Source organism: Aeromonas sp. R4-2 (assembly GCF_040908295.1).
Lineage (GTDB): Bacteria > Pseudomonadota > Gammaproteobacteria > Enterobacterales > Aeromonadaceae > Aeromonas > Aeromonas veronii.
This window is the reverse complement of the sequence record NZ_JBFODL010000009.1, coordinates 96,706-123,662: the sequence shown is the minus strand read 5'-3', so window position 1 is coordinate 123,662 and position 26,957 is coordinate 96,706. Positions and strand designations below refer to the sequence as shown.

Below are 26,957 nucleotides of genomic sequence, written 5' to 3'. Positions count from 1 at the left end.
GCTACCCCAGCTGTTTGCGCAGCACAAATTTTTGCACCTTACCGGTCGAGGTCTTCGGCAACGGGGTGAAGATGATGCGTTTGGGGGCCTTAAAGTGAGCCATCTGCTCCCGGCAAAAGGCGATCAACTCCGCCTGGGTGGTCTCTCGCCCCTCTTTCAGTTTCACGAAGGCGCAGGGCACCTCCCCCCACTTCTCATCGGGCATGGCGATCACTGCCGCTTCGTCCACATCGGGATGGCGATAGAGCACATCTTCCACCTCCAGACTGGAGATATTCTCCCCGCCGGAGATGATGATGTCCTTGGATCTGTCCTTGATCTCCACATAACCATCCGGGTGCCATACCGCCAGATCGCCACTGCGAAACCACCCCTCCGCCATCGCCTCGGCGCTGGCCGCCGGATTTTTCAGATAGCCCTTCATCACCACATTACCGCGCAGCACTATCTCCCCCATGGTTTTGCCATCCTTGGCCACCGGCTCGCCAGTGACCGGATTGATAACCCGCATCTCCCCCTGCAGGGGCGACGCAACACCCTGCCGTGCCTTGAGACGCGACAGCGTGGTGGCATCCTGTCCTTGCCAGCTTCTTTGCGGCTCGCACAACACGCAGGGGCCATAGGTTTCGGTGAGGCCGTAAACGTGGGTCACGGCGATCCCCATCGCTTCCATACCGGCGATCACGGTGGCGGGGGGCGCTGCGCCGGCGGTCATCACCTTGATGGGGTGATCCAGCCCCTGCTTGAGCGCCGGATCGGCATTGTTGAGCATATTGAGCACGATGGGCGCTGCGCAAAAATGGGTCACCTTGTGCTCATGCAACGCCTCATAAATGGCGGCCGCCTGCACATGACGCAGACAGACGCTCACCCCGGCCGTCGCCGCCAGCGTCCAGGGGAAGCACCAGCCGTTGCAGTGAAACATCGGCAAGGTCCAGAGATAGACGGGGTGTTTGGGTAGCTCCCAGGAGAGCACATTGTTGATGGCATTGAGGTGGGCGCCACGATGGTGATAGACCACCCCCTTGGGGTTGCCGGTGGTGCCGGAGGTGTAGTTAAGGGAGATCGCCTGCCACTCATCCTCTGGCAACCAGCCGGGCTCATCGCCGTTACCAGTGGCAATAAAGGCCTCATAGTCAAGGTCACTGATAAGCGCCCCTTCCCGGTAGAGGGGATCGTCGATGGCGATGACCAGCGGTTGGCACTCCAGCAGATCCAGTGCCTTGCGCACCACAGGGCCGAACTCCCTGTCCACCAGCACCACCTTGCTCTGGGCATGCTGGAAGATAAAGGCCATCGACTCGGCATCGAGCCGGGTATTGATGGTGTTGAGCACGGCGCCGCTCATGGGCACCCCGAAGTGAGCTTCAAACATCGCAGGGATATTGGGCGCAACGATGGAGACGGTATCCCCCTCCCCGATACCGCGAAGCCGCAGGGCCGAGGCAAGCTGGCGGCAACGGCGGGCGGTCTCGCCCCAGCTCTGGCGTAGCGAGCCGTGGATCAGCGCCGGATAGTCGGGATAGACCCGCTCCGCCCGCCCCAGAAAGCTGATGGGGGTCAGGGCCTCGAAATTGGCGGCGGTTTTGGCAAGGTCGCGCTCATAGATGTTCTGCACTGTCATCGGGTTCCTTCCTCACAGGTGGCACAAAACGGGCTGTTCCGGGATGATTCAGAGATCAGACAGCGACATAGGCATCCTGCCCGTCACTGGTCTCTTATGGGGATGACAGCCTAACAGTGAGCCTACGGCGGCAGGTATTAGCAAAACGTCTTAGACAGGAGCTGCCGCCTGCCAACAGGGCCCCCTGTTTTCGTTGCAAAAAATATTTCGTTACTGGAAAGTGTGCCATTTTTTTCACAGGCTGTTTTTGGCAAATAACGAAAAATGACGATGGTGGAATATTATTCCACCAAAGCTGCTTTATATGTCATTCCATTCATCTCGGTACGCACTATTTTCATGACCTTTATTTAAGGCAAAGCACGTTAAATGAAAGCTGAAATAGTTATTGCATAATAACCTTTATTTCATATCAGCTGTTAAATCCATGGAAAATAAATTTTGTGAGCCATCCCATAAAGCGAGCATGGCGCCATGTTCATCCAGCCGCGCACGGGTTACGGTTACAACGTGAAACAATCTACCGGATGTTCAATATCAGGCCAGATTTCTCGCCAATCACTACGCAATACAGAGTGAGTTTGCGTACCTTGGATGTATGACGCAGAAACCCTATCGACCCGATATTCCGCCGAGCCCAAACCTGCTTTATCAAGGAGCATTTTATGTGTGCCGTGCCGAATACCACACCACGCAGACAATTCCCTACTGCATTTACCATTCTGTTTCTTATTATGTTACTGGCCATTGCGCTGACCTGGATAATTCCGGCGGGCGCCTATGCCAAGCTCTCTTATAATCCGGCCAGTGAAAGCCTGATGGTCAATAGTCCACAGGGGGAAATTAGCCGACTTCCCGCAACCCAGGATGCCCTGGCAAAACTCAATATCAATATTGCGGTGGAGCAATTTACCAACGGTACCATCCGCAAGCCCATCGCCATTCCCGGCACCTATGCACTGCTGGAGCAAGCGCCCAAGGGGCTCGGTGACGTAGCAGTCAGCATGGTCAAGGGCACCATCGAGGGGGCGGATATCATCGTCTTTATTCTGGTGCTCGGGGGGCTGATCGGCGTCATCAACAAGACAGGTGCCTTCAGTGCGGGACTGGTCGCCCTCTCACACAAAACCCGGGGCAACGAGTTCCTGTTTGTGGCGCTGGTCTGCTTCGTGATGGCGCTGGGAGGCACCACCTGCGGACTGGAGGAAGAGGCGGTCGCCTTCTACCCCATACTGGTGCCCATCTTTCTGGCGCTCGGCTATGACTCCATCGTCTGCGTAGGGGCCATCTTCCTCGCCGCCTCCATGGGCACCACCTTCTCCACCATCAATCCCTTCTCGGTGGTGATCGCCTCCAATGCCGCCGGCATTCCCTTTACCGAGGGGGTGATCTTTCGCGCCGTCGGCTGTCTGGTGGGCACCCTGGTGGTGATCGGTTATCTCTACTGGTACTGCAAGAAGATCAAAGCCAATCCAGCCTTCTCCTACACCTATGAGGACAGAGAGAGTTTTCGCGCCCGTTTTCTCAAAGAGGGTTCTATGGACGAAGGGGTGCCCTTCACCCTGCGCCGCAAGATCATTCTGACCCTGTTTATCCTCGCCTTCCCGCTGATGGTGTGGGGCGTCTCCATGGCGGGTTGGTGGTTCCCGCAGATGGCGGCCTCCTTCCTGACCATCGCCATCATCATCATTTTTATCTCGGGCCTCAAAGAGAAAGAGGCGGTCGAGGCCTTTACTCAGGGGGCGTCGGAGCTGGTGGCCGTTTCGCTCATCATCGGACTGGCGCGGGGGGTCAATCTGGTGCTGGATCAGGGGATGATCTCGGACACCATTCTGGCCTACGCCTCCGATCTGGTCTCCGGCATGCATGGCGCCGTGTTCGCGGTGGCGCAGATGCTGGTGTTCACCCTGTTGGGGCTGGTGGTGCCCTCCTCCTCGGGGCTCGCAGTGCTCTCCATGCCCATCATGGCACCGCTGGCAGATACTGTGATGATCCCCCGCTATATCGTGGTGTCGGCCTACAACTGGGGGCAATACGCCATGTTGTTTCTGGCCCCCACCGGACTGGTGCTGGTCACTTTGCAGATGCTCGGCATCCAGTTCAACAAGTGGGTCAAGTTCGTGCTGCCCATGGTGGGTTTTGTGCTGGGATTTGGCGCCCTGATGCTGGTGGCGCAAGTGATGTTGGCCTGATGGGCCTGTGATACATGAGTGACAAAACCCCGTGCCTGGCGCGGGGTGTTCTTTTGTCAGCCTTAGTGGCGCACCCGCCCCTGCTGGCGGAAGCAGTAGAGTTTAAGGCTGATGTCGGCGATATCAGCGGGAAGCTCCTCTCCCTGCTCGGCCAGGGGTCGGTAGAGGGATGAGAGCAGACGTTCGGCCTGCTGCACCGTGATGATGTTGGCCTGGATGGCCGGGGTGATCCAGCTGGGTAACATTGACATATCTCCCCCTCATTGATCCGATGATCTCGGGTGAACCTCTTCATATCAGGTCTTACGCAGTTGTCTGCCGACCCGTTCACCCTCTGCTTCACCCAATCAAAGCAAAATGCTTGCCGTGATCTCTTATCGGCCAACATCTGATGGGGCTGGAGCCATTTATCAACCACTTGCGTGGCCATCTCAACGAACAGAGCCCTTGCTCAAGACCTCCCTTGACCTGCCCCCGTCAGCACTTTGCCACTCTGGCATTCTGCTCACCGCCCGCCTTGCAAATTGCGACTCGAATTGCTCCTTATCACACAAGCAAAGCCCGCCATGCGCCGGAAACTGGTCACTTTTAGTTCGTTGTCGCCAAAGTCAGACACTTTTTCATGGTGGCTGTTTTTTGACCTTGCCAGCGCCTGTCGCAGGCCCATCCCCCTCGCCTTGTCCGGCCAACCGGTTATGACAAGATGGCGCCAGATTGGAACAGCCCGTATGGGTATGCAGGAGAACAACAAGATGAACAGATCCATGATGGCAGGTATCGGTATTGGCATCGCCTCGGCCCTGGCGCTCTCGGCCGCGGCTAGCGGCTCCCTCTTTACACCACAACCCACCTTTGCCGAGGTGATCGCCAGCAAGCCGATCACCGAGAGCATCAAGACCCCGCGTCAGGAGTGTCGCAACGTCACAGTGACCCACCGCAAGCCGGTACAGGATGAGCACAAAATCCTCGGCACCGTGGTCGGCGCAGCGCTGGGTGGCGTGGTCGGCCACCAGTTTGGCGGTGGCAGCGGCAAGAAGGTGGCCACCGCTGCCGGGGCCGTCGCGGGGGGTTATGCCGGTAATCAGGTGCAGGGCAATATGCAGGCGGGGGATACCTACACCACCACCGAGCAGCGCTGCAAAACCGTGCAGGATACGAGCGTCAACACCATAGGTTATGACGTGACCTATCGCCTCGCCGGTCAGGAGGGGGTGATCCACATGAAGCAAGCCCCCGGTGCCACCATTCCGGTCAAGGATGGCAAATTGGTGATCGACCAGCCAAAAGTGTGATGTCTCCTGGCCCCATAAACCACAGGCCCGCCTCTTTCGAGGCGGGCCTGTGGTTTATGGGGCGGCTTGTTTCCTTTTTCAAACAACGGCACTCAGGGTCATTGCGCCCAGTCAGTTACCCCTTGCAGCACTTTTTCACCGCCCGCACCACATTCTGATAACCGGTGCAGCGGCACAGATTCCCCGACAGGCCGCGGCGGATCTCCGCATCGGTCAAGGGGCGGCGCTCGGTCTTGTCGAGCAGGGCCGCGCTCGCCATCACGAGGCCGGGAGTGCAAAAACCGCACTGCACCGCCCCTTCGTCGATAAATGCCTGTTGTACATCTGAGAGTTCATTGCCTTTGCGTTCCCCCTCCACGGTGCGAATGGATTTGCCATCTGCCCAGACCGCCAGATAGAGGCAGCTGTCGATAGCGGTGCCATCCACACGCACGGTACAGGCGCCGCACTCACCGACACTGCACCCCTCTTTCACACTGATCAGCCCCTGCCCACGCAGGAAGTGGAGCAGCGACATGGTGGGCGGCACAGCATAAGAGTAAGGTTTGCCGTTGATCTCACACTGGATCTCCACTACGGGACAGCTTTGCGGTTGCATCATAGGATCTTCCCTCCGGCACGTTCGACTGCGCAGGCGACCACCCGCTGCGCCAGGGTTTTGATAAGGTGCAGGCGAAACTCCTTCTCTGCCCGCCAGGAGGAGCGCGGCGCCACATCGGCTACCACAGCCTCGGCAATCGCTGCCAGTGTGGCGCGAGTCAGGGGTTGCCCTTCGGCCGCCGCTTCCGCGTGAGGGGTGCGCACCGGCGTCGGTGCCGCCACGCCGTAAGCAAGCCGCAAGCGCTTGAAGTGACCATCCTCAATCTGGCAGTAGGCGGCGCAGCCGATGGTGGCGATGTCCATGGCATCGCGCATGGCGTATTTGAAGTAGTGGGAGCCCACCTGGGGGTGAGTATCCGGGGAGAAATGAAACGCCACCAGGATCTCCGCAGGTTGCAGCGCCACCTTGCCAGGGCCGGTATGAAAACCGGCGATGGGGATGCGGCGCGTACCATCGGGGCCAGCGATTTCCAGCTCTGCTTCCAGAGCGACAGTCGGCGCCGCCGAGTCAGCACTGGTGGCGCCGTTGCAAATATTGCCGCCATAGGTGGCGACGTTGCGGATCTGCGGGCCGGCGATGGTGGCAGCCGCTTCGGCCAACATCGGCAGGCGGCGCTGCACCAGTTCGTTTTCGATGATCTCGGTAAAGGTGGTGCCAGAGCCGATACGGATCGACCCATCAGGCAACTCGCTCACCCCTTTGAGCTCGGGCAAGTCGTGAATATCGACGATATGGCGATAGGCGGCGTTGAGGTGATGGAGCTGGATCATCACATCGGTGCCACCGGCCAAGAGACGCGCCTCGGGGTCAGCCTGGCGCAGGGCGACTGCCTCGGCCACACTGTGCGCCTTGTAGTAACGGGCAATATCAAACATGGTGTTGCTCCTCCCGTGATCCCTCGCCAATCAAACCCGCCGCGACAAACTCCCGAAACAGGGTTTTGGGGGTGATAGGCAGCTCGTTGATGGCCACCCCGGTCGCCATGCGAATGGCGTTACGGATCGCCGGGCCCGGCGAGATAATGGGCGGTTCCCCCAGGGATTTGTGGCCATAGACCGACTGGGGCTCGTAGGTCTGCACGAAGTCGCATTCAAGTTCGGGCAAATCCAGCATGGTGGGGAACTTGTAGTCGAGCAGGTTGGGGTTGCGCACCACGCCAGTTTTGGCGTCGATGATCATCTCCTCGAACAGGGACCAGCCGATCCCCATCCCCATGCCGCCGTGCACCTGCCCCTCCGCCAGCTGCGGATTGAGGATCTTGCCCGCATCGTGCAGGTTGATGATGCGATTGATGGTCACCTTGCAGAGATCGATATCAACGCTGAGATCGACAAAGGTACAGCCGAAACTGGGCGGGTTGGTGGTGGTCTTGTGGGAGACCTCGGAGGTGATCTGACCGCCGATGGTGAGGTGGTAGTAGGCGTTGACCGACACCTCGGCGACGCTGATCAGCACCTTGTCCGGCGCACCGGCCAGCACCACGTAACCGTCGATCAGGGTCAGGGATCCTACATCCTGATGGCAGAGCTGGGCCGCCAGCGACAAAATGCGGGCCCGCAGTTGCAGCGCCGCCTGATGGATGGCAGGGGCCGCCACATAGCTCTGACGCGAGGCGAACGAGCCAGGATCGTAGGCGGTGATGTCGGTATCCTGAGTCGAAATGACCCGGATCTGCTCAAACGGAATGCCTAACGTCTGGGCCGCCATCTGGGCAAAGACGGTGTCCGACCCCTGCCCTATCTCGGTAGCACCGATCTGCAGATTAACGGTGCCATCCTGATTGAGCAGCATGCGGGCACCAGCAATTTCGACCCCCACCGGATAGGTGTTGGAGCCGTAGCTGAAACAGGCCACCCCAATGCCGCGCCGCACCCGGCTCGCCGGATCCTGCTCCAGACACTCGGCCTTGAGCCGATCCCACTCGAACATCTCGCGGCCACGCAGCAGGCAGTCGGGCAGACCAGCGCTGTAGATGGTCTTCTGGTTGACCTGATTGACGTCGCCTTCCCGCGCCACGTTGGCGATCCGCACATCAAGCGGATCCAGCCCCAACTCGGCGCAGGCGTCATCCAGCATGCATTCGAGGGCAAAAATCACTTGGGGCGCGCCGTAACCGCGCATGGCACCGGCGGTGGGCAGGTTGCTGTAGAAGGTTTTGGCGTCATAACCGAAGGCGCTGCGCGGATAGAGGTAGCTGATCTTGTTGCCCCCGGCGCTGGCGATGGAGTGGCCGTGAGAGGCATAGCCGCCGGTGTTGGAGAGCACGTCGAGCTGATAGCCCTTGAGGGTGCCGTCGCGGTTGAGGCCTATCTTGCCATCGATGGCAAAGCCGTGACGGGTGCGGGAGGCAAAAAAGCACTCCTCCCGGCTCAAGGTCACCTTGACCGGCACACCGCCAAGCTTGTAGCTCAAAAACGCCGCCATCGGCTCTTCCAGCACATCCTGCTTGTTGCCAAAACCGCCACCCATATAGGGCTTGATCACCCGCACGCTCGACCAGGGCAGGCCGAGGGACTTTGCCACCCGGCTGCGCACAATCTGGGGGATCTGGGTACTGCTGACGACGATGATGTGGTCCGGTTGATCCATGTAGGCGTAGCAGGTCACCGTCTCCAGATGGCAGTGCTGCACCACCGGCGTCCGGTAGTGCCCCTGAAACTGCAGATCGGCCGCCGCAATGGCCTGCTCCGGGTCATTGGCGCGAAGCTGGCTTTGGCGCAGCAGATTGCCGCTCGGGTGGATGGGATAGGCTTCGTCGGCCAGGGCGCTTTCGGCATCCGTCATCACCGGCAGCGGCTCGTAGGTGACCTTGACCAGCGCGGCCGCTTTTTCGGCCACCAGCGGATCGCGGGCTACGACTATGGCAACGCCATCACCAAAGTGGCGTACATGGTCGGTGAGCAGACGGCGGTCTTTCACATCCCGTTTCGCCTCATCGAGAGACCAGGCGTGACCGGCGGTGCGAAAACAGGTGGTGGGCACATCTTCATGGGTAAACACGGCTTCGACCCCGTGCAGCGCCAGCGCCTCGCTGGCGTCGATAGCAAGCACCTTGCCATGAGCGATATTACTGCGCACGTACTTGCCGTGGCGCATACCGAGCATGATGTTGTCATCGGTATAACGGGCACTGCCGGTCACCTTGGCCTCGGCATCCACCCGCTTGAGCGGTAATCCTATGGACATGATCAAGTCCTTTTTCAGGGAAGAAAAATCCAGAACCGGGATAAAAAACAGCAAGATATGCGCCTGTTTCCCCCTCTCGCCCCGACGATGGGAAGAAGTGTGAAGAGGATCCCATCTGTCTCCCTTTTTCTGGCCGGCAAGGTGCCAGCCAAAGACGAAGCAGCAGCCCCCGATGCAACCAGTGTCCGCTGCGCTATCAATCTGGTAAGGGGATTTATCAAAATGGTACGGGGTGAAAATCAAAGGCACATGCAGGTTTGGCAAAGAAAAGCGGGGCTGCCGATGGCAGCCCCAAACGGGCGGGTTATCCCTAAATAGCCCACCCCCCAGCATAAAAGAGCACCAGTGCCAGGGCGATGACCACGGTGCCGACGTTGAGCTTGTGCCACTCCTTCGAGCAGATGCGGCCGATCACCAGCGAGCTGAAGCCAAGCATGATGCCGGTGACAATATTGCAGGTGAGTACGATAAAGACGGCGCATACCAGCCCGGACATGGCCCCGACAAAGTCATCGAAATCGAGTTTGGTGACGTTGCTCAGCATCAAGAGCCCCACATACATCAGGGCCGGCGCCGTAGCATAGGCGGGCACCAGATAGGAGAGCGGCGAGAGGAACAGCATCAGCAGGAAAAGACCACCGACCACAGTCGCCGTGAGGCCCGTTTTGCCCCCCGCCGCCGTGCCCGCCGCCGATTCGATGTAGACGGCAGCTGGCGCCGCCCCCACCAGACTGGAAAAGATGCTGCTGACCGAGTCGGCACTGAGCGCCTTGCCGCTGTTGATGATGTGACCATCCTTATCAAGCAGGTTGGCCTGCCCCGCCACGGCGCGGATGGTGCCGGTGGCATCGAATACCGCCGTCATTACCAGCGCCAGCACGCTGGGCAGCACCAGCGGCGAGAGGGCCCCCATGATATCCAGACTGAAGATGAGGGACTTGCCCTGATCGTCCGAAAGGCTCGGCAGGGCGAACAGCCCCTGATACTTCACCGCCGGATCGAAAATGAGACCAAAGATGGAGATGGCGATAATCACCAGCAGGATCCCCCCCGGTACTCTCAGCTTCTCCAGCCCGAAGATCACCGCAAGGCCGATCAGGGACATGATGACCGGCATGGAGGTAAAAGCCCCCAGCGCCACCGGCAGCCCCTCCAGCGGGTTCTTGATCACCAGCCCCACCCCATTGGCGGCGATAAGCAACAGGAAGAGACCGATCCCGATGCCGGTGCCGTGGGCAATCCCCATCGGCAGGTTGTCGAGGATCCAGCTACGCACCCCGGTCACCGAGATGGCGGTAAAGAGTACCCCCATCAGGAAAACGGCCCCCAGCGCTACCGGAATGGGGATCTGCTGCCCCAGCACCAGACTGAAGGCGGTAAACGCCGTGAGGGAAATAGCGCAGCCGATGGCCATCGGCAACTTGGCCCAGAGCCCCATCAAGAGCGAACCGAACCCCGCCACCAGACAGGTGGCGACAAACACGGCGCCGGGGGGAAAGCCCGCCTTGCCGAGCATGCTCGGCACCACGATCACCGAGTAGACCATGGCAAGGAAGGTGGTGAGGCCCGCCAGTACCTCCTGTCTGACGTTGCTGCCCCGCTCGCTGATCATAAAGTAGCGATCAAGAGCCGTGAGCGGCTGTTGCTTTGCTGCGCTCTGGCTGGCGTCATCATTGGCCAGCTGTTCCACGCTGTTTGTCCTGCTGTTTGCTTGGGTCATACCCAACTCCTTCACACGCGCCTGAATGTTCCATGACGAAATGGCAACAGGATCTGCGGGTCTGCCTCGCGCTAGTTTGATAAAAAACAGGCGATAACGGCAGAGGATGCGACAGACAGACCAGGGCAGGCAGCCTTGACTCAAACGTTTGCCTTGCTGGTCAAAAAAACCGGGCCATTTCACGTTCTATGCGGGGAGATCCCCTGTGGTGCGGCAAGACTGGCGCCCCTGTGGGGCACGCCAGCCGCCGTATTCGTTGGGGCTGCGCCGCGGCAGCCCACTCCAGCCCCTACCCCCGTTCATGCACCAGCTGGCCATCCACGTAGGTGCGGTAGATGGATCTGTCATCCCCCAGGGTCAACAGCACAAAGAGCTTGTCCCGCAGGGTGGTGGAGTTGTCATAACGCAGCTGCTGCAGCGGGGTGGCGACCGGGTCGAGCACCACGAAATCCGCCTCCTTGCCCACCGCAAAGCTGCCGATCTTCTCGTCCAGCCCCAGCGAATGGGCGCCGCCCAGGGTCGCCAGATAGAAGGCCTGATAGGCGGAGAGCCGCTCGCCCTGCAGTTGCATCACCTTGTAGGCCTCGTTGAGGGTCTGCAGCATGTTGAAGGTGGTACCGGCGCCGATGTCGGTGCCCATCCCCACCTTCACCTGCTTGCACCACGCCTTGTGCAACTTGAACAGACCACTGCCGAGATAAAGATTCGAGGTGGGACAAAACGCGATGGTGGAGCCGGTCTCCTTCAGGCAATCCCACTCCTGCTCTTCCAGATGGACGCAGTGGGCAAAGACGCAGTTGTGGCCGGTCAGGCCATGCTGGTGATAGACATCGAGATAGCCCTTGTGCGCCGGGAAGAGGGATTTGACCCAGGCGATCTCATCCTTGTTCTCGCACAGATGGGTGTGCAGATAGGTGGTGGGAAACTCTTCGCGCAGTCTCCGCGCCATCGCCAGCTGCTCGGGTGTCGAGGTGGGTGCAAATCGTGGTGTGATGGCATAGAGCAGTCGACCGTTGCCGTGCCAGCGCTCGATAAGCTGCTTGCTCTGCACATAGCTGCTCTCGGCGGTATCGAGCAGATAATCCGGCGCGTTGCGATCCATCATCACCTTGCCCGCGATCATCCGCATGTTGATGCGGCTGGCCGCCTCGAACAGGGCATCCACCGACTCTGGGTGAACGGTGCCGAACACCAGCGCCGTGGTAGTGCCATTACGCAGCAACTGCTTGATAAAGAAGGTGGACATCTCGCGGGCATACTCGAGATCGTTGTAACGCCGCTCGGCCGGGAAGGTGTGGCGGTTGAGCCACTCCAGCAGTTGCTCGCCATAGGCCCCCACCATCTCGCTCTGGGGATAGTGAATGTGGGTGTCGACAAAGCCCGGCACTATCATCTTGCCGCGATAATCCCGCACCCGCACCTCGGCCGGAATGCGATCCTTCCCCTCCTCCCACTCACCGAACCAGTCGATGCAGCCGTTACGAATGATCAGCAGACCATCCTCGATAAGACGGGCGTTGGACTCAATCTCCTCGGACTGCTCCACCACCCGGGTGATGTCGAAGAAGCTGCCGCGCACGGCTTTGACGGAGTTGTCGTATTTCATACCTCGTTCCCCTACTTTTTTATTGTTCTGTTGTGACCATCAGATCCGTTCGACCTGGACGGCGGCGACCGGTTTGGCATCGGCCAGCGCCTCTTCATCGCGGCGGTTCGCAGTGCTGACAGGACGGGCCGTGAAGGTCACATCCGGTTTGTCGCTCAGCTGGATCACCTCCACCGCCTCGGCATCCCTGACGGCCGCCTTGCGCTTGCGGCTTTGCGGCAATACCAGATTCATGATGATGGCGGTGATACCACCGGCGCAGATGGGGTTCTCCACCAGCATGTAGATACCCGCCGGCAGCACCTTGAAGACGTTCGGGTCATAGGAGACACCAAGCCCAAGACCCAGGGAGGTGGCGACAATCAGGGTCTCCCGCCGATCGAAGCCGTGGCTGATGATGATGCGACCACCAGCGATGGCGATCATGGAGAACATGATGACCATGGCGCCCCCCATCACAGGTGACGGTATGGTGGTAAAGAAGCGCCCTACTACGGGGAAAAGCCCCAGCAGCACCAGAATGACGGCAATAAACTTGCCCACATGGCGTGACGCCACCCCGGTCATCTGGATCACCCCGTTGTTCTGGGCAAAGGTGGTGAGCGGCAGGGAACCGAGGGCCGAGGCGATCACCGATACCAGACCGTCCGCCAGCACACCGCCGGAGAGCCGTTTTTGAAACTCGGGGCCCTGAATATCCCGGTGGGAGACCATGGCGGTGGCGGTGATGTCCCCCACCGCCTCCAGCACGCTCAACAGATAGATGGTGCCCGCCAACATAAAGGCGTGAAAGTCGAAGGAGAAACCGTACTTGAACGGGATCGGCACCGTAATAAGCGGCAGGTTCTCAAGGGCGGAAAAATCCACCATGCCGAGCATCAGGGCCACCGCATAACCCACCATCAGACCGATGGCAATGCCGCTCATCCGCAGCAGCGGGCTTCGGCTGCAGTTGAAGGCGACGATGACACAGAGCACCAAAAGCCCCAGCCCGATGTGCTCGTATTTGCCAAAGGTGCCGCTGCTCATGGCGGAGAAGCCGCCGCCAAAGTCGATAATCCCCACCTTGATAAGGCTCAGGCCAATCATCAGTACCACTACACCGCTCACGGTCGGGGTGATCACCCGCTTGAGGTAGGGCAGCACAAAGGAGGAGCCCATCACCAGAAAGGCGCCGACAAATGAGACCCCGAGCAGGGTCGAGACAATCAGCTCCTCATGGATGCCATCTTTTTTCATGGTGCCGCCCAGGGCGATCATCACGGTGACGAAGGAGAAGTTGACCGACTGGATGGAGAGCAGCCCAGACCCGATGGGGCCATAACGGTTTACCTGCAGCCAGGTGCCGATACCGGAGGCGATCATCGCCATGGAGACCAGATAGGCGGTGATCTCGGTGGATAGGCCCAGGGCGCCGCCGACGATCAGCGCCGGGGTCACCATGGGAACAAAAATGGCCAGCAGATGGGTCACTGCGCCCATCAGGGTTTGATAAAACGGGGGTTTGTCTTCCAGCTCGTAAATGAGATCCGAGTGCTTGCGTGTTGTTTTAGACATCGTGTTTGTCCCATCACACAGAATGTAGGCGGAGTACTCATTCCGCCGTCAGGCGCTGGGGGCGAGCTGGCGCCCGCCCCTCACCTTTTCTTTTGTTATGCCGACACTTTTTGCTCCAGCTTGCCCAGTTCGCGCAGGATCTGCTCCGGCGTGAAGTGCCACTTGCGCAGCCAGACACCGCAGGCGTCGTGGATTGCGGTGGCGATGGCAGGCGCCGCGCCGTTGACCCCGATCTCCGAGATGGACTTGGCGCCGTAAGGGCCGACCTTGTCATCACTCGGTACCAGGAAGGCCCGGAAGTCGCGGGGAATGTCGCCAATCTTGGGCGCGCCATAGCTCTTGAGATCCCGGGTCAGCGGGATGCCCTTGCTGTCGTAGCAGATCTCTTCAGTCATGGTGTGGCCGATGGCCCGCATGGTCGCCCCGTAGATCTGGCCGAGGGCCAACTCCGGATTGATGGGGGTACCGCAGTCGAGCAGGGCGTAGAACTTGTCGAGCCGGATCTCGCCGGTTCTGACGTTGACCGCCACCTCGGCGAAGTTGGCGCCATACGGGAAGGCCAGCTCAGAGGTGATGTAGCTGGCGGTGCCCACCAGAATGCCGAAGCCGGTACCTGTCTCCGCCTTGTGGGCCAGCTTGGCGAGGCTCACCTCCCCCTGCTTGCCGCGCACTATGCCCGGATGAACCAGCTCCACATCCTCCACCGGCTCGCCCAGCATGGCGGCGCCGTGGAACAGGATCTTCGCCTTGAGGTTCTCGGCCGCCATCTTGGCCGCATTGCCGGAGAAGCAGGTGCCTGACGAGGCGTAGGCTCCCTTGTCAAATAGCGCATGGTCGGTGTCGCCAGAGATCACATGCACATCGCTGAGCGGGCAACCGAGCACCTCGGCGGTCAGCTTGGCCACCACGGTATCGAGGCCGGTGCCGATATCGGCGCCACCGGAGTGGACGATAAAGGTGCCGTCAGATTCCAGCTTGACCATGCAGTTGGCCTGATCGATATCCGGGATCCCTGATTTTTGCATGATGATGGCGACGCCACGACCGATGCGCCAATCCCCGTCGGCGGGTTTGGGACTGTCCCAGGCAATCAGCTCACGACCCTGCTTGAGGATCGGCTCAAGAGCGCAACTAGCGGCATGGGGTACCGAGGTGGGCATCTTGCCCTCGCCGATGGCACCCAGCACCTTGAGGATATCCCCTTCGTGCACCCGGTTGTGCTCCACCATGTCGAGCTGATCGATCCCCAGTTTCTCGGCCAGCTCGGCAATGGCCATGGTCAGCGCGAAGTTGCCCTTGGGCGCGCCATAACCCTGATAGGCGCCGGTCGGGCAGATGTTGCTGTAGTAGGTGTTGACGGTAAAGCGCACGTTGTCGCACGGGTAGAGCGGCAGGGAGAGCGCCGGGCCGTTGCTCGGCACCGTCAATGAGTGGTTGCCGTAAGGGCCGGTATTGGCGCGAAAATCCATGTCGATGGCGGTGATGGTGCCATCTTTTTTGGCCCCCACTTTCACCTTCACCTTGGCCACATGGCGGGAGGTGTTGCTGATGAACTCCTCTTCACGGGTGTAGCGGAAGGTGACCGGACGGCCGGTGACCTTGGTCGCCCAGGCGCACACCTCTTCCAGCAGGATATCCTGCTTGGAGCCAAAGCCGCCCCCTACCCGCTCCTTGATCACGTGCACCTGATGTTGCTTGAGGCCGACGATACGCGCCACCTGACGGCGCACGTGCCACGGCACCTGGGTGGATGCATGAATGACCAGACGATCCCCATCCATGTAGGTGAAGCAGATGTGCGGCTCGGTCGGGCACTGCTGGGCCTGGGTCGATTCGTAGGTGCGTTCGATAATCTCGTCCGCCTCTGCAAAGCCCTTGGCTACATCGCCGATCTGGCCATGGACGCTGGCGGCCAGGTTCTCGTGGGGGCGGGAACCGATGGGGAAGTTGATGATCATGTGCTCATCGCCGCGGCGCACCGAGCAGGCGTTCTGCTGCTCGAGATCCGCCGGCGCACCTGCCATGTAGATAATGGGCTCGTCGTGGACCAGCGGTGCATTGGGGGCCATCGCCTCATCGATATTCATGACCGCCGGCAGCACCTGATACTCGACCTCGATGAGTTTCAGCGCCGCCAATGCGATGGCTTCGCTCTCGGCCACCACGGCGGCGACCCTGTCACCTACGTGGCGCACCTTGCGGCTGAACATACGGCGATCCAGCGGTGACGGCTCGGGGGCGCTCTGACCACCCGGGGTGTAGTAGACATCCGGGCAATTGAGGTGGGTGATGACGTGCACCACCCCCGGCAGCGCCTCGGCGCGACTCACGTCAAGTTTGGTGATCACCGCATGGGGATGGGGGCTGCGCAGCATCTTGATGACCAGCGCATCCTCGGTGACCCGATCCTCCACGTAGCAGGGCTTGGCCTGCACCATCTTGGCGGCGTCCACTTTCGGGCAGCTCTTGCCGATGTGGCGCAGATCGTCACGAAATTCCGGGGCGATCTGGCACAGATAATCGGGATCCTTCATCCGTGAACAGGCAAGCTCGATGGCCTGATAAAACTGCTGATAACCGCCATCGCGGTGAAAGAGGCCCGAGAGCGCGTCATCGATTTGATCACGGGTGGGCTCGGGGTGGCGATCAAGCAGGTCGGTGACGATGAGCGCGGCGGCCGGATCGTTATAGCCGGACTGCACCACCCCCACATCCACCATCGCCTGCTGTACCAGACTGAGCTGGTTCCAGCTGCCGAGCGACTCGGCGGTGCGAACCTGCGCCCCCTCCAGCTGGGCGGCGATCAGCAGGGAGGCGTTGATCACCTTGCCGTTGAAGAGAATGGCGTCGGAGCCGGCAAAACCGAAGCCGTCGTCACTGTTGCGCACCGAGTGCATCCGGCACTGGTTGAACAGCACCCGTTGGGCATTGTCACCGGCCTTGCAGATGACGGTGCGCAGGGCTCCGTTCAGGGTAAAGTTGAGTTCCATCATGCTTGCACCTCCTGCTGCTGGCAATCCACCAGCAGATCCGCCACTACCACACCGGTGATATACCGCTTGTAACTCACGCTGCCCGCCAGATCCTCACGGGGCGCAATCAGCTCGCTCACGGCGGCCTCCAGCGCAGCGTCGTGCAGATCGCGGCGCTCCAGATCCCGCAGCCGCATCGGCTGCGGGGTAACGCCAGCGACGGCTACCCGCATTTCGCCAATGCTGTCGAGGGCTACCGCGGCGGTCATTACCGCCAAGCCATCGGCATTGCGGCTGATGCGGCGAGTGGCGCAGCGCAGTTCAGGCTCCGGCAGCACAATCCCCAGCACCAGGGCATTGCGCTGCCCCGCCAGATAGGCGTCGATGGGTTGCAGCAGGTTGTTCTCCAGCACCACCACCGCTTCGAGCACCAGCAGCACCGGCAGCAAGGGGGAATCCTGCTGTTGGCAGGCAAGCTCGCCACCGAGAGTGGCCTGATTGCGCAGATGGCGGGAGTAGACAAACCCCAGCGCCTCGCACAGGGCGGCCGGGGTACGGGGATCATCTTTCAGGGTCTGCAGGGTGACGGTGGCGCCGATATGGAGCTGGCCGTGCTGCTGCTCAATCTGGTTCAGTCCCAGCTTGTCCAGTGAGATAGCGACCTTCTTGTCGGTGCGGGTCGGGGCGGCGTTAAGCTTGCTGCCGCCTCCCATGTAGACGGCGTCGTTGCCGAAACTGGCCTTGAGTTCCAAAGCCTGACCCAGTTGCTCGGGTCGGAAGAATTGCTCAATCATGTGTCATCCTTACTCTTGCTGCCCGCCGCCGGGGTGATCCACAGGGCGGGCAATCCGGTCCAAAACTGTGGAAGGAGGCCTTAGGCCAGCTGATCCATCCGTTGCCACAGGCGGCTCGCCACCTTGCTGGCCTGCTCGTAAATAGGCGCGACATCGAACGGGAACTCGCGGTCCTGATAGACCATGCGCCCCTCCACCATCACGCTGTTGACGCTGGCAGATCCCATACCGAAGGCGAGATGGCCACCGAGGTTGCGCGGCGCCAGCGGGGTCGGCGCGTCGTAGTCGCAAATGGTGAGGTCGGCCTTGTATCCCGGCTCCAGGCGGCCAAATTTGGCGCCGAAGTTGCGCTCCAGCAGGGTGTTGCCGTTCCAGAGGAAACGGGCAAAGCTGTCGGGCCACAGGGCGCCGCCGGCATCCTTGTGCTTGAAGTAGGCAAACTTGAGCTCTTCGAGCATGTCGGAGCCGATGCCATCGGTGCCAAGCGCCAGATTGCGATACTCCGGCAGGTGCATGTTGTAGCCCACGTGGTTGTTCATGTTGGAGCGGGCGTTGTGCACCAGGAAGGCATCGCGGCTGTTGAGCAGCTCGATGTCGGCCGGGCTCAGGTAGATGCCGTGGGCGATCAGGGTCTTGCTGTCGATCAGGCCAAACTCGTCCAGCCGGGCGATGGGCTCCTTGCCATAGTGGTGGTGACCGTGGGCCATGTCGTAGCGGTCTTCCGCCACATGGATATGCAGACCACGACCGGTGACCTGCACCGCTTCGCGCAGCATGGCCAACCCCTCGTCAGGCACGGTGAAGGGGGCGTGAGCACCGATATGAGCTTCCACCAGATAGGGTTCGTTCCCCTTGGCTTTGGTCGCATCGATCTGTTGGGCGAACAGGATGTTCTCCTCCACCCCGGCCTGCAGCTCGGCGAGGCCGCCGTTGCGATCCGTGGTTTCGAAGCAGGTCATGCCGCGTAGGCCCGCCTCCATAAACCCTTTGCGCAGCACATTCAGGGAGCCCTTGATGAAGTTGGGCGAGGCGTGGTGGTCGATCACCGCGCTGCAGCCGCTCTTGATCGCCTCCAGCGAGCAGATGAGACCGCTGTAGTAGAGGGACTCTTCATCGAGCGCCCGATCGAGCCGCCACCAGAGGTTTTTCAGGGTGGAGATAAAATCCGGGCAGGGGGCGATATTGGCCATGATCCCCCGCGACAGGCCGGAGTAGAAGTGGTTGTGGGCACAGACGATGCCCGGCATCACCAGCTTGCCCCCCATCTCCCGATAGTTGGCCTCCGGGTAGAGGGCCCGCAGATTGGGCCCCACCGCTTTGATAAGCGATCCTTCGATGGCAATATCCACCCCTTCCAGCACCCGGGTCGGCTCCAGCTGGACAGCGGTGACGTTCTTCAGAATAAACATGGTTTGCTCCTTCGCTTATTCGTTGTTCGCTCAGGCCTCGACGGCCCCCAGCAGGTAGTGGTGATGAGCGTGAACATGGCTGATGATCCGGCACATGTCGCCAAGAGCCGCTGGCGCATCCTTGATCCGGCTCTGGGCATCTATGGTCAGGCGATAGGTCTCGCCATCCTGACGCACCCGCAGCTCGCCACCGTCAGCCAGATAGAAACCGGGGTTGCGGCTGTTGTCGAAATCCTCGGGCAGGCTGAAGATGGTGACCTTGTCCTGATAGGGCTTGCCCTGCCACGGGCAGAACTGGGCACAGTTGCCACATTCGTTGCAGTAGGCATCCAGGTGCAGGGTCTGGAACTGGTCTTTGAAGCCCGGCACAGCAATGGCGACGTTGGCCCGGTTGGGGCAGACATCCACGCACTTGCTGCAGAGGTAGTTGCACTCGAGGCAACGGTGCGCCTCTTGCGCCACGAAGGCATCGCGCTCGTTCTTGTCGACCATGGTGACGGCGATGCTCCCCTTGCGGCGGTAGATCTCATCCTTGCCCGACGGCTGGATGGTCACTTCACTCTGCTGGCTGGCGATATGCTCGCGAGAGAGCACCAGATCCGCGGCACGGCGGGCACCACCGATGGCACCGACGATCGAGGACGGGCCGCTCTGCACGTCACCGATCAGGAAGACGTTGCGACGGCTGGTTTCGCCAGTCTGGCTATCCACCTCGGGCCAGCCATCGCTGCCAAGGGGAATCCCCATCGCTTTGAGCACCTCGCAGTCAGGCTGCTCGCCAATGGCGGTGATCAGCGCATCCATCTGCATCACTTCGGTCTGCTCGGTGGGCACAGGACGGCGGCGGCCCTGTTCGTCAGGATCCCCCAGCGCCATCATCCGCACAGTGAGCTTGCCATCTTTCTCAAAGCGCTCCGGATTGGTGAGGAAGCAGAAACGTACCCCATCCTCCACCGCTTCCAGAACCTCCTCACGATAGGCGGGCATCTCTTTTTCGCTGCGACGGTAGATCACGGTCACATCGCTGACACCGGGTACCTTGAGGGCGGCGCGGGCGCAGTCCATGGCAGTGTTGCCGGCGCCGACCACCGCCACATGGCGGCCCAGCGGCAGCGGTTTGCCCTGATTGAAGCTGCGCAGGAAGTTGAAGGATTTGTAAATCCGCTCGTGCCCCCCCTCGAGGCGCATGCCGCCATTCTTGTCGGCGCCGATGCCGACGAATACATAGGTAAAGCCCTGGGCGTGCAGCTTGTCGACGGTGAGCGCCGGATCGCAGCCAAACTCGAACTTGACCCCGTGGGCGGCGACAAAGTCGATATCGTGCTGGATAAGCTCGGCCGGAATGCGGAACTCGGGGATGATGTGTTTGACCACGCCACCGGCATCCGCTTCGCGCTCGAACACGGTGACCGGGTGGCCGGCACGGGCCAGGAAGTAACCGGCGGAGAGACCAGCCGGACCTGCACCAATGACTGCAACCGGGTGCTTGTCACCACTGCCTGCCGGTTTGTGCCAGCGGGCCTTGTACCCTTCCCAGCCGCGCTCCAGCGCCACTTTTTTCAGCTCACGGATATTGAGCGCGCTGTCGTAATCGAGACGGGTACAGTTGTACTGGCACTGGTGATCGCAGATATGGCCGGTGATGGCGGGCAAGGCGTTGCGCTGATAAATCAGCTCAAGGGCTGCCACATACTCCCCCTCGCCCATCAGGCGAATGTACTCGGGGATATCCTGATGCACGGCGCAGGCAGTGACGCAGGGCGCCACGTAGCAGTCGGTCAGCGGCAGGCCACCACCCACTTCGATGCGATCCTCGGACTTCCACTCCTTCTGGGTGTAATCCATGGTGAGCGCCTTGGCGGCAAGCGCTTCCAGCCTGGCCACATCCACCTGACTCATGCCCCAGCTGTCAGAGGCGTCGATCTCTTTGAGGCACTCGATCTGGCGCAGATAGCCACCCGGTTTCAGCAGGTCGGTGGCCATGGTGATGGGACGGATACCGGTCTCGAAGATCTCCGCGATATTGAACTTGCTGGCACCACCGGAGTAAGAGATGGGCAGCTTGCCATCGAAGGCGCGGGACAGCACGGCGGCCACGTTGATGGAGAGCGGGAACAGCGCACGGCCGGACATATACATCTCATCCCCCGGCAGCGCCCCTTTGCGGTTGATGGTGCCGAGAGTGTTGGTGAGCTTGACCCCGAAGGTGAGCCCCTTCTCGGCGCCCAGCGCCATCAAGCGGGTCAGCATCGCCTTGGCCTGATCCAGCTTGAGGTCGTGATCGAACGACTCTTCGCTCAGACCAATGTAATCAAAGCCGCAGGTATCGAGGATCTCGCGCACCCGCGGGTAACCCAGCAGGGTCGGGTTCAGCTTGACGAAGGTGTTGAGCCCCTTCTCTTCCAACATGTAGCGGCAGATGGCCTCAATTTCGTTCGGCGGGCAGCCATGCATGGTGGAGAGGGTAACGCCGTGCACCAGCTCGGCCGGGATGCGCTCCACCAGCTGTTGCAGGCGATCGCGGCGCGCCCCCAGTCCCAGCTCGGCGATAAACTGCTCGTCGGCAACCAGCTCGCGTACCACCTGCTGGTACTCGGCAAATTTCGGACTGCTGCTGGCATCCATCAGGCTGTGGATGAACTGCTGCATCGGTGGCTGTTTGATGCCATCGAGGTTGTAACCCACGCTCATGTTGAAGATGAAGGACTTGGCCTCTCCGTCGAGACGGGGATCGAACACCTCTTCCAGCAGGTAGAGGGCAAACCAGGCTTTCAGATACTCGTCAAACGCCTTGGGCAGGGTGAACTCGGTAGACCACTCGGTGTTGAAGCACTCGTCTTCGGCATCGATGCAGGGCTTTTCCAGTTCGAGACGGTCCAGGATCTGCACCGTCTTGAGCTCGATAAAGCGCCCGCCGGTCAGCCAGGAGGTGACGATGTTCTGGGCCAACTGGGTATGGGGGCCGGCTGCCGGGCCAATGGGAGTCTCGCAGGTTTCACCGAACACCTTGATCTTGCGCTCGTCCTGCTTGCGATAAAATTGTGCGGCGGGAATACCGAAAATAGTCTGACTCTCTTTATATTCCGCAAAAATACGGGTCAGAAGGTTCTTGAAGGGAACGGGTCGCATAATATCGCCCATGGCTATCTCCTTGCAGCTGTTCTGCGCATTGGCAGCATGAATAAATGGGGTATCCCGCACGGGCATTACCCCTTGGCAAGGAGAGGAGCAACTATCAGGCCACTCCATCGGCAAAACTATTTTTTAGGGTAAAAGCGTGAGATGGCTCGAATTAATGAAGGCGGTTTGGCATGTCGCCATTATGATTAATGAGAGTGGTTCTCACTCACTTGATATTTTATTCAAGGCAATGCCAGAGAAAAATGAAAAGTATCAAATCGGCAGCGATAAATATCACTTTGATAGGGTAAAAATCATCCAGCATTATCGCAAGCAAACCCCGGCCAATATGGCCGGGGTTTGCTTAAAAGTCACTGCTATATAAAAGGCAGTCGTCGCTATTTCGGTTTATCCAAAGGCTGCGAGATGACTCGGCGTTACCGCCCCGCTGGCTGCCATTGCACGCAGAGGGAGGTGGGCCCCAACGATGCGACTCAGCCCTGCTCGGTCGTAAACTCGTCGGCAGAACGCAGCTCCAGTTCGCCACGGATCAGCGCCTGATAGCGCTCGGGGGTATCGATATCAAAGAGGATGGCAGGACTCTCGACCGGTATGGTGCGATGGGGACGTTGCAGCAACCAGCGGCGCACCGAACCCTGTGCCGGCGCGGCAGCCAGCTCCCTTGCGAGGGATTTTGGCAGCAAGACCGGATGACCCGCCTCCCCCTCAAAGCTCGGGAACAGGGCGAGCTCTCCGCGCGCCTGCCACAACTGCTGATAGACCTCGCGCGGGATACAGGGGAGATCCCCGTGGCTGATAAAGAGGTAGTCAGCGTCACTGGCCGCCAGGGCGCAGCGGATGGAACTGCCCAGCCCCAACTCATAGTCAGGGTTGTGGACGATGAGGATGTCGGGGCGATTCTCATAACAGGCAGCGAGCTCGGCCCCGCGATGGCCCACGACCAAAATAATCCGGGAACAGAAGGCCAGGGCATTTTTGAGACTTGCATCAAGAATTGTCCCCGAGCCATAAGGTAGCATCATTTTCCATGCCCCCATGCGGGATGACAAACCTGCTGCGGTAATTATACAGTCACACTGTTCACGCCCCCGAAACTGCACCTTTTCATTCACCTCGCTATTTATTTTGGTCATTGCCATGTCCTTGCCACACTCTGTTATTCACGCGTTTCCGGATATTGGTTCGCTTTTAAATCCACTGCTTGAAAATAGTGACAACCATACCACGCTAATTAGCCTTTGTGGTGCCGGCGGAAAAACCAGCACCCTGTTCTGGCTGGCGGAATATTTTTATCAACAGGGTAAAAGGGTGCTAATTACCACCACCACCCGGATGTTTCTGCCTGCCCCGTCACACTATCGGGAATTGATCCTGGAAGCCGATCCCGTCCGCCAGCTGACCCGCTGTCAGGCCCTGCCGGATGGCCCGACCCTGGTCGCCCTGTTCAGCCATATCGATCAGGCCAGCGGCAAGGTGGCGGGCCCCACACCCCAGCAGATTGATCTCATCAAGGGGCAGCAACGCTTCGATCTCATTCTGGTCGAAGCGGATGGCGCCAATCACAAGTTATTGAAAGTGCCCGCTTTGCACGAACCTTGCATTCCCCAGAGCAGTGATTGGGTGATCGCCCTGACAGGCGGCGCCATGGTGGGGGCCAAGGCCGACCCGCAGCAGATCCACCGCTGGGCCGAATTCCAGGCCCTGTGCGGGATAGAGGCCGGTGACCCGCTCGACTGGGCCCTGTTTCACAAGCTGCTCTCCCACCCCGAGGGGCTGTTCAAGGGCACCCCGACCAGGGCGCGCCGGATCTGGTTTATCAATGGCGATTATCAAAATGAGCCGTCATGGCTACCGCACTTGATAAACCTGCTGGCCCGGTACCCCGAGCTCCACGCCATCTGGCAGGGGGCCGTGCGCGAATCCCCCCCCATCCGTCACCTGATCTGCACAGCTCCGCACGGGGAGGCGCTTTAGCCTCACCCCTGACGTTTTAAGGATGAAAAGAGGTACCTTATGAATCTGTTTGCACACGCAGCCCGACTGGAACAGGAGAACACTCCGTTTGCCATGGCCCAGATCATCGAGAGCCGGGGCTCCACCCCTCGCCATCAGGCCCAGATGCTGGTAATGGCCGATGGCCAGATCCTCGGTACCATCGGCGGCGGCATGATCGAACGGCTGGTGATCGAGGAAGCGATGGCCGCCATTGCCGAGCGCAAGCCGCGCATCTTCCACGGCCGGATGGCACGCAACGGTGAGCATGCGGTCGGGTCGGATTGCGGTGGTGCCATGTCGGTCTATATCGATGTCTATGGTCTGCGACCACGGCTGGTGCTCATTGGTGCTGGCCACGTCAACCGGGCTGTGGCCCATGCTGCGGCGCCGCTCGGCTTTGATGTCCATGTAGGGGATTGCTTCGAGGGGAGCCTCAACCCTGACCTCTTCCCCGCCGGTACCCATCTGGTGCAGGCCGATACCATCAGCGCGGTGATCGAGAAACTGGCCATCGAGCCCGCCAACTTCGTCATCATCGCCACCAACCATCAGGACAAGGAGGCGCTGGATCGGCTCATCAGCCGTCCCCTCGCCTATCTGGGGCTGCTCGCCAGCAAGCGCAAGGTGCAGACCTTCACCCAGGCGCTGCGCCAGCAAGGGGTGAGCCAGGAGCAACTGCAGCAGCTGCACGCCCCCATCGGTTACAACATCGGCGCCGAAACCCCCGAGGAGATCGCCATCAGCATCCTCGCCGAGCTGCTGCAGGTGAAAAACGGCAAATCGGGTGGGCTGATGCAGGATGACGTGCGCCTCAAGCGGGATCAGCTGGTGGTGATGCGCGGCTCCGGCGATATCGCTACCGGCGTCGCGCTGCGCCTGCACAATGCAGGTTTCAAGGTGGTGATGCTGGATCTCGACAAACCCACGGTGATCCGCCGCACCGTCGCATTCGCCCAGGGGATGTTTGACGGCGAAACCTGTGTCGAAGGGGTGCGCGCCAAGCGGGTCGAGAACGTCGAGCAGGCGTTCGAGCAGCTGGATCGGGGCATTATCCCGCTGCTGGTTGATCCCGACTGCGCAACCCTGAGTGAGCTCAAGCCCCGCTATCTGGTGGATGCCATTTTGGCCAAGCAGAACCTCGGCACCCACAAGGAGATGGCCCCCATCACGGTGGCACTCGGCCCGGGCTTTGAAGCGGGGCGCGACTGCGATGCAGTGATCGAGACCAACCGTGGCCACCATCTTGGGCGAGTCATCTATCAGGGCCCCGCCCAGCCCAACACCGGCATTCCCGGGGTGATCGAGGGGCACTCCGCCCGCCGGGTGGTGCGTGCCCCCGCCCCCGGTGTGATGAAGAGCCTGATCAAGCTCGGTGATCTGGTGCAGGAGGGAGATGTGATCGCCCATGTGGGGGACGCCCCCATCATAGCGCCGCTCTCCGGCATGGTGCGAGGTCTGCTCAGCGATGGCATCGAGGTGACCGTCGGCTTCAAGATCGGTGACATCGACCCCAGAGGCGAGCGGGCCGACGCCACTACGGTATCGGACAAGGCACGCGCCATCGGCGGCGCCGTGCTGGAAGCCATGATACATCTGGCCCAGCGCCGATAACGGCTCTTCGCGTCCCCCTCACCAAGCAAAAGCCCCTCCATGATGGTGGGGCTTTTTTCGGCCTGTCTGTTGATGCAGCTCCTTTACATCAGGAGAACCTGCATCACGACCGGGTTCGTTGCAACCGCCAGGCTCGCACCGCCAGCACAACCAGAGTGATGGCGGTGAGCGGCAACACAAAACCGGTCAGCGCTGCACTGAACTGACCTTGCAGCGGACTGGATGTGGCGTGGAGGATCAGCCAGCAGGTGTAGCCGATGTAGTAGGCCAGAAACAGCGCCCCTTCCCAGCGGGCGATGGTGTAACCGGTAAAGAAGATGGGCAGGCAGGCAAGCGCCACCGCAATCATTACCGGAATATCGAACTGAAGGGCGGTGGCCGACACTTCAAGCCCACCGGGAGTGACGATGGAGGTAAGTCCCAGCACGCAGAGGATATTGAAGATATTGCTGCCCACCACGTTACCCACAGCGATATCCCGCTCCCCGCGCAGGGCTGCAACGATGGAGGTCACCACTTCGGGCAAGGAGGTACCGGCCGCCACTATGGTCAAGCCGATGATTAGATCGCTCACCCCGAAGTAGTGGGCAATCTCCACCGCACTGCCAACCAGCAGGCGGGAGCCGAGGATCAGCAGACCCAGACCTGCGGCAATAAAGAGCAGATTGCGCAACCAGTTGCCCGCCGTACTCGCTTCACGGGTACCAAACTCCTGCTCGTACTCCGCCTGCACCGCTTTGTTTTCCCGTCGACTCTGGACAAAGAGAAACCCGGTGTAGGCGATGATGCCGGCAAACAGCAGCGCCCCTTCCAGTGGCGCAATACGGCCATCGTAGCCCAGCAACAACACCAGAAAAGAGACCACTATCATCAAGGGCACATCGAGACGTACCAGTTGCTGGGAGACGGTCAACGGTACGATCAGTGCCGAAATACCTAAAATAAACAGCACGTTGAAAATATTGCTGCCGACCACGTTTCCCACCGCTATCCCTGCCTGCCCCTCGAGGCCAGACTGGATGCTCACAGCCAGCTCGGGAGCACTGGTCCCAAAGGCCACTATGGTCAATCCCACCACCAGTGGCGATATCCCCATCATGGTGGCGAGGCGAGATGCGCCCCGCACCAGAGATTCGGCCCCCACCACCAGACACACCAGGCCTACAGCCAACCACACCAGCGTCATCATACGGTTTCATCCTTGCCGTTAGGTTCGTTGAAATAATCACAATGAATCAAATAACTGCGCGTCAACAC

General features: G+C 60.3%; 19 protein-coding genes. 5 read left to right on the top strand and 14 right to left on the bottom strand.

Features of this window, described 5'->3' with window-relative positions; translation table 11 throughout:
- Nucleotide 1: 1 nt before the first annotated feature.
- A complete protein-coding gene (locus AB5Y99_RS05675) occupies nt 2-1,624 on the bottom strand; it encodes an acyl-CoA synthetase (protein ID WP_368208972.1) in 1,623 nt (540 codons plus the stop codon).
- 665 nt (nt 1,625-2,289) lie between these two features.
- On the opposite strand from AB5Y99_RS05675, the gene AB5Y99_RS05670 reads away from it, so the two are divergent.
- A complete protein-coding gene (locus AB5Y99_RS05670; RefSeq protein ID WP_323892099.1) occupies nt 2,290-3,816 on the top strand; it encodes a YfcC family protein in 1,527 nt (508 codons plus the stop codon).
- A gap of 62 nt (nt 3,817-3,878) precedes the next feature.
- Here the strand turns inward: AB5Y99_RS05670 and AB5Y99_RS05665 are convergent, their stop codons facing one another.
- A complete protein-coding gene (locus tag AB5Y99_RS05665) occupies nt 3,879-4,067 on the bottom strand; it encodes a hypothetical protein (protein ID WP_005345660.1) in 189 nt (62 codons plus the stop codon).
- Nucleotides 4,068-4,568: 501 nt separating this feature from the next.
- Here AB5Y99_RS05665 and AB5Y99_RS05660 point away from each other — a divergent pair.
- Nucleotides 4,569-5,108, top strand: coding sequence for a glycine zipper 2TM domain-containing protein (locus AB5Y99_RS05660; protein ID WP_323892096.1), 540 nt, complete (start codon nt 4,569-4,571; stop codon nt 5,106-5,108).
- Nucleotides 5,109-5,223: 115 nt separating this feature from the next.
- Here the strand turns inward: AB5Y99_RS05660 and xdhC are convergent, their stop codons facing one another.
- From xdhC to ygfK, 10 genes are all read right to left on the bottom strand, one after another.
- Nucleotides 5,224-5,709 (bottom strand): xanthine dehydrogenase iron sulfur-binding subunit XdhC, encoded by a 486-nt coding sequence (xdhC, locus tag AB5Y99_RS05655; protein ID WP_202003997.1) that lies wholly within the window; start codon nt 5,707-5,709, stop codon nt 5,224-5,226.
- Nucleotides 5,706-6,584: a xanthine dehydrogenase FAD-binding subunit XdhB gene (xdhB, locus tag AB5Y99_RS05650; RefSeq protein WP_323892094.1), complete on the bottom strand. Its 879-nt coding sequence runs from the start codon at nt 6,582-6,584 to the stop codon at nt 5,706-5,708. Before xdhB ends, xdhC begins: the two co-directional genes overlap by 4 nt.
- Nucleotides 6,577-8,895 carry a xanthine dehydrogenase molybdenum-binding subunit XdhA gene (xdhA, locus tag AB5Y99_RS05645; RefSeq protein ID WP_368208971.1) on the bottom strand — a complete coding sequence of 773 codons (2,319 nt, stop codon included), beginning with the start codon at nt 8,893-8,895 and terminating at the stop codon, nt 6,577-6,579. The genes xdhB and xdhA overlap by 8 nt, the downstream gene beginning before the upstream one ends.
- 310 nt (nt 8,896-9,205) lie before the next feature.
- On the bottom strand, nt 9,206-10,507 hold the full coding sequence (locus AB5Y99_RS05640) for an NCS2 family permease (protein WP_180343373.1): 1,302 nt from the start codon (nt 10,505-10,507) through the stop codon (nt 9,206-9,208).
- 397 nt (nt 10,508-10,904) lie between these two features.
- Nucleotides 10,905-12,221: a guanine deaminase gene (guaD, locus tag AB5Y99_RS05635; RefSeq protein WP_368208970.1), complete on the bottom strand. Its 1,317-nt coding sequence runs from the start codon at nt 12,219-12,221 to the stop codon at nt 10,905-10,907.
- Nucleotides 12,222-12,260: 39 nt separating this feature from the next.
- The gene (locus AB5Y99_RS05630) at nt 12,261-13,778 is read right to left on the bottom strand and encodes a nucleobase:cation symporter-2 family protein (RefSeq protein ID WP_368208969.1); all 1,518 of its coding nucleotides are present in this window, start codon (nt 13,776-13,778) and stop codon (nt 12,261-12,263) included.
- Between the two features lie 95 nt (nt 13,779-13,873).
- The gene (locus AB5Y99_RS05625) at nt 13,874-16,771 is read right to left on the bottom strand and encodes a molybdopterin-dependent oxidoreductase Mo/Fe-S-binding subunit (protein WP_368208967.1); all 2,898 of its coding nucleotides are present in this window, start codon (nt 16,769-16,771) and stop codon (nt 13,874-13,876) included.
- Entirely contained in the window at nt 16,768-17,544 is a 777-nt protein-coding gene (gene ygfM / locus AB5Y99_RS05620; RefSeq protein WP_368208965.1) for a molybdopterin-dependent oxidoreductase FAD-binding subunit, read from the bottom strand. Before ygfM ends, AB5Y99_RS05625 begins: the two co-directional genes overlap by 4 nt.
- An 80-nt stretch (nt 17,545-17,624) precedes the next feature.
- A complete protein-coding gene (gene ssnA, locus AB5Y99_RS05615) occupies nt 17,625-18,953 on the bottom strand; it encodes a putative aminohydrolase SsnA (RefSeq protein WP_368208964.1) in 1,329 nt (442 codons plus the stop codon).
- Between the two features lie 30 nt (nt 18,954-18,983).
- Nucleotides 18,984-22,094, bottom strand: a complete 3,111-nt coding sequence (ygfK, locus tag AB5Y99_RS05610) for a putative selenate reductase subunit YgfK (protein ID WP_368208963.1) — start codon at nt 22,092-22,094, stop codon at nt 18,984-18,986.
- A gap of 136 nt (nt 22,095-22,230) precedes the next feature.
- Between ygfK and AB5Y99_RS05605 the strand changes: the two genes are divergently transcribed.
- Nucleotides 22,231-22,458, top strand: a complete 228-nt coding sequence (locus AB5Y99_RS05605) for a hypothetical protein (protein WP_368208961.1) — start codon at nt 22,231-22,233, stop codon at nt 22,456-22,458.
- A gap of 109 nt (nt 22,459-22,567) precedes the next feature.
- Here AB5Y99_RS05605 and mocA read toward each other — a convergent pair whose 3' ends face one another.
- Nucleotides 22,568-23,227 carry a molybdenum cofactor cytidylyltransferase gene (gene mocA / locus AB5Y99_RS05600; protein ID WP_368208960.1) on the bottom strand — a complete coding sequence of 220 codons (660 nt, stop codon included), beginning with the start codon at nt 23,225-23,227 and terminating at the stop codon, nt 22,568-22,570.
- A 4-nt stretch (nt 23,228-23,231) separates the two neighbouring features.
- Between mocA and yqeC the strand changes: the two genes are divergently transcribed.
- Both yqeC and yqeB read left to right on the top strand, forming a co-directional pair.
- Nucleotides 23,232-24,068, top strand: coding sequence for a selenium cofactor biosynthesis protein YqeC (yqeC, locus tag AB5Y99_RS05595; protein ID WP_368208958.1), 837 nt, complete (start codon nt 23,232-23,234; stop codon nt 24,066-24,068).
- Between the two features lie 39 nt (nt 24,069-24,107).
- On the top strand, nt 24,108-25,700 hold the full coding sequence (gene yqeB / locus AB5Y99_RS05590) for a selenium-dependent molybdenum cofactor biosynthesis protein YqeB (protein ID WP_368208955.1): 1,593 nt from the start codon (nt 24,108-24,110) through the stop codon (nt 25,698-25,700).
- Nucleotides 25,701-25,803: 103 nt separating this feature from the next.
- On the opposite strand, the gene AB5Y99_RS05585 is transcribed toward yqeB, so the two are convergent.
- Nucleotides 25,804-26,889: a calcium/sodium antiporter gene (locus AB5Y99_RS05585; RefSeq protein WP_005360785.1), complete on the bottom strand. Its 1,086-nt coding sequence runs from the start codon at nt 26,887-26,889 to the stop codon at nt 25,804-25,806.
- Between the last annotated feature and the right edge of the window lie 68 nt (nt 26,890-26,957).

Excerpts from the sequence above, each read along its gene's own strand:
- AB5Y99_RS05675 (WP_368208972.1), bottom strand. The coding sequence starts at position 1,624 with ATGACAGTGCAGAACATCTATGAGCGCGACCTTGCCAAAACCGCCGCC.
- AB5Y99_RS05670 (WP_323892099.1), top strand. The coding sequence starts at position 2,290 with ATGTGTGCCGTGCCGAATACCACACCACGCAGACAATTCCCTACTGCA.
- AB5Y99_RS05665 (WP_005345660.1), bottom strand. The coding sequence starts at position 4,067 with ATGTCAATGTTACCCAGCTGGATCACCCCGGCCATCCAGGCCAACATC.
- AB5Y99_RS05660 (WP_323892096.1), top strand. The coding sequence starts at position 4,569 with ATGAACAGATCCATGATGGCAGGTATCGGTATTGGCATCGCCTCGGCC.
- xdhC (WP_202003997.1), bottom strand. The coding sequence starts at position 5,709 with ATGATGCAACCGCAAAGCTGTCCCGTAGTGGAGATCCAGTGTGAGATC.
- xdhB (WP_323892094.1), bottom strand. The coding sequence starts at position 6,584 with ATGTTTGATATTGCCCGTTACTACAAGGCGCACAGTGTGGCCGAGGCA.
- xdhA (WP_368208971.1), bottom strand. The coding sequence starts at position 8,895 with ATGTCCATAGGATTACCGCTCAAGCGGGTGGATGCCGAGGCCAAGGTG.
- AB5Y99_RS05640 (WP_180343373.1), bottom strand. The coding sequence starts at position 10,507 with ATGATCAGCGAGCGGGGCAGCAACGTCAGACAGGAGGTACTGGCGGGC.
- guaD (WP_368208970.1), bottom strand. The coding sequence starts at position 12,221 with ATGAAATACGACAACTCCGTCAAAGCCGTGCGCGGCAGCTTCTTCGAC.
- AB5Y99_RS05630 (WP_368208969.1), bottom strand. The coding sequence starts at position 13,778 with ATGTCTAAAACAACACGCAAGCACTCGGATCTCATTTACGAGCTGGAA.
- AB5Y99_RS05625 (WP_368208967.1), bottom strand. The coding sequence starts at position 16,771 with ATGATGGAACTCAACTTTACCCTGAACGGAGCCCTGCGCACCGTCATC.
- ygfM (WP_368208965.1), bottom strand. The coding sequence starts at position 17,544 with ATGATTGAGCAATTCTTCCGACCCGAGCAACTGGGTCAGGCTTTGGAA.
- ssnA (WP_368208964.1), bottom strand. The coding sequence starts at position 18,953 with ATGTTTATTCTGAAGAACGTCACCGCTGTCCAGCTGGAGCCGACCCGG.
- ygfK (WP_368208963.1), bottom strand. The coding sequence starts at position 22,094 with ATGGGCGATATTATGCGACCCGTTCCCTTCAAGAACCTTCTGACCCGT.
- mocA (WP_368208960.1), bottom strand. The coding sequence starts at position 23,227 with ATGACCAAAATAAATAGCGAGGTGAATGAAAAGGTGCAGTTTCGGGGG.
- yqeC (WP_368208958.1), top strand. The coding sequence starts at position 23,232 with ATGTCCTTGCCACACTCTGTTATTCACGCGTTTCCGGATATTGGTTCG.
- yqeB (WP_368208955.1), top strand. The coding sequence starts at position 24,108 with ATGAATCTGTTTGCACACGCAGCCCGACTGGAACAGGAGAACACTCCG.
- AB5Y99_RS05585 (WP_005360785.1), bottom strand. The coding sequence starts at position 26,889 with ATGATGACGCTGGTGTGGTTGGCTGTAGGCCTGGTGTGTCTGGTGGTG.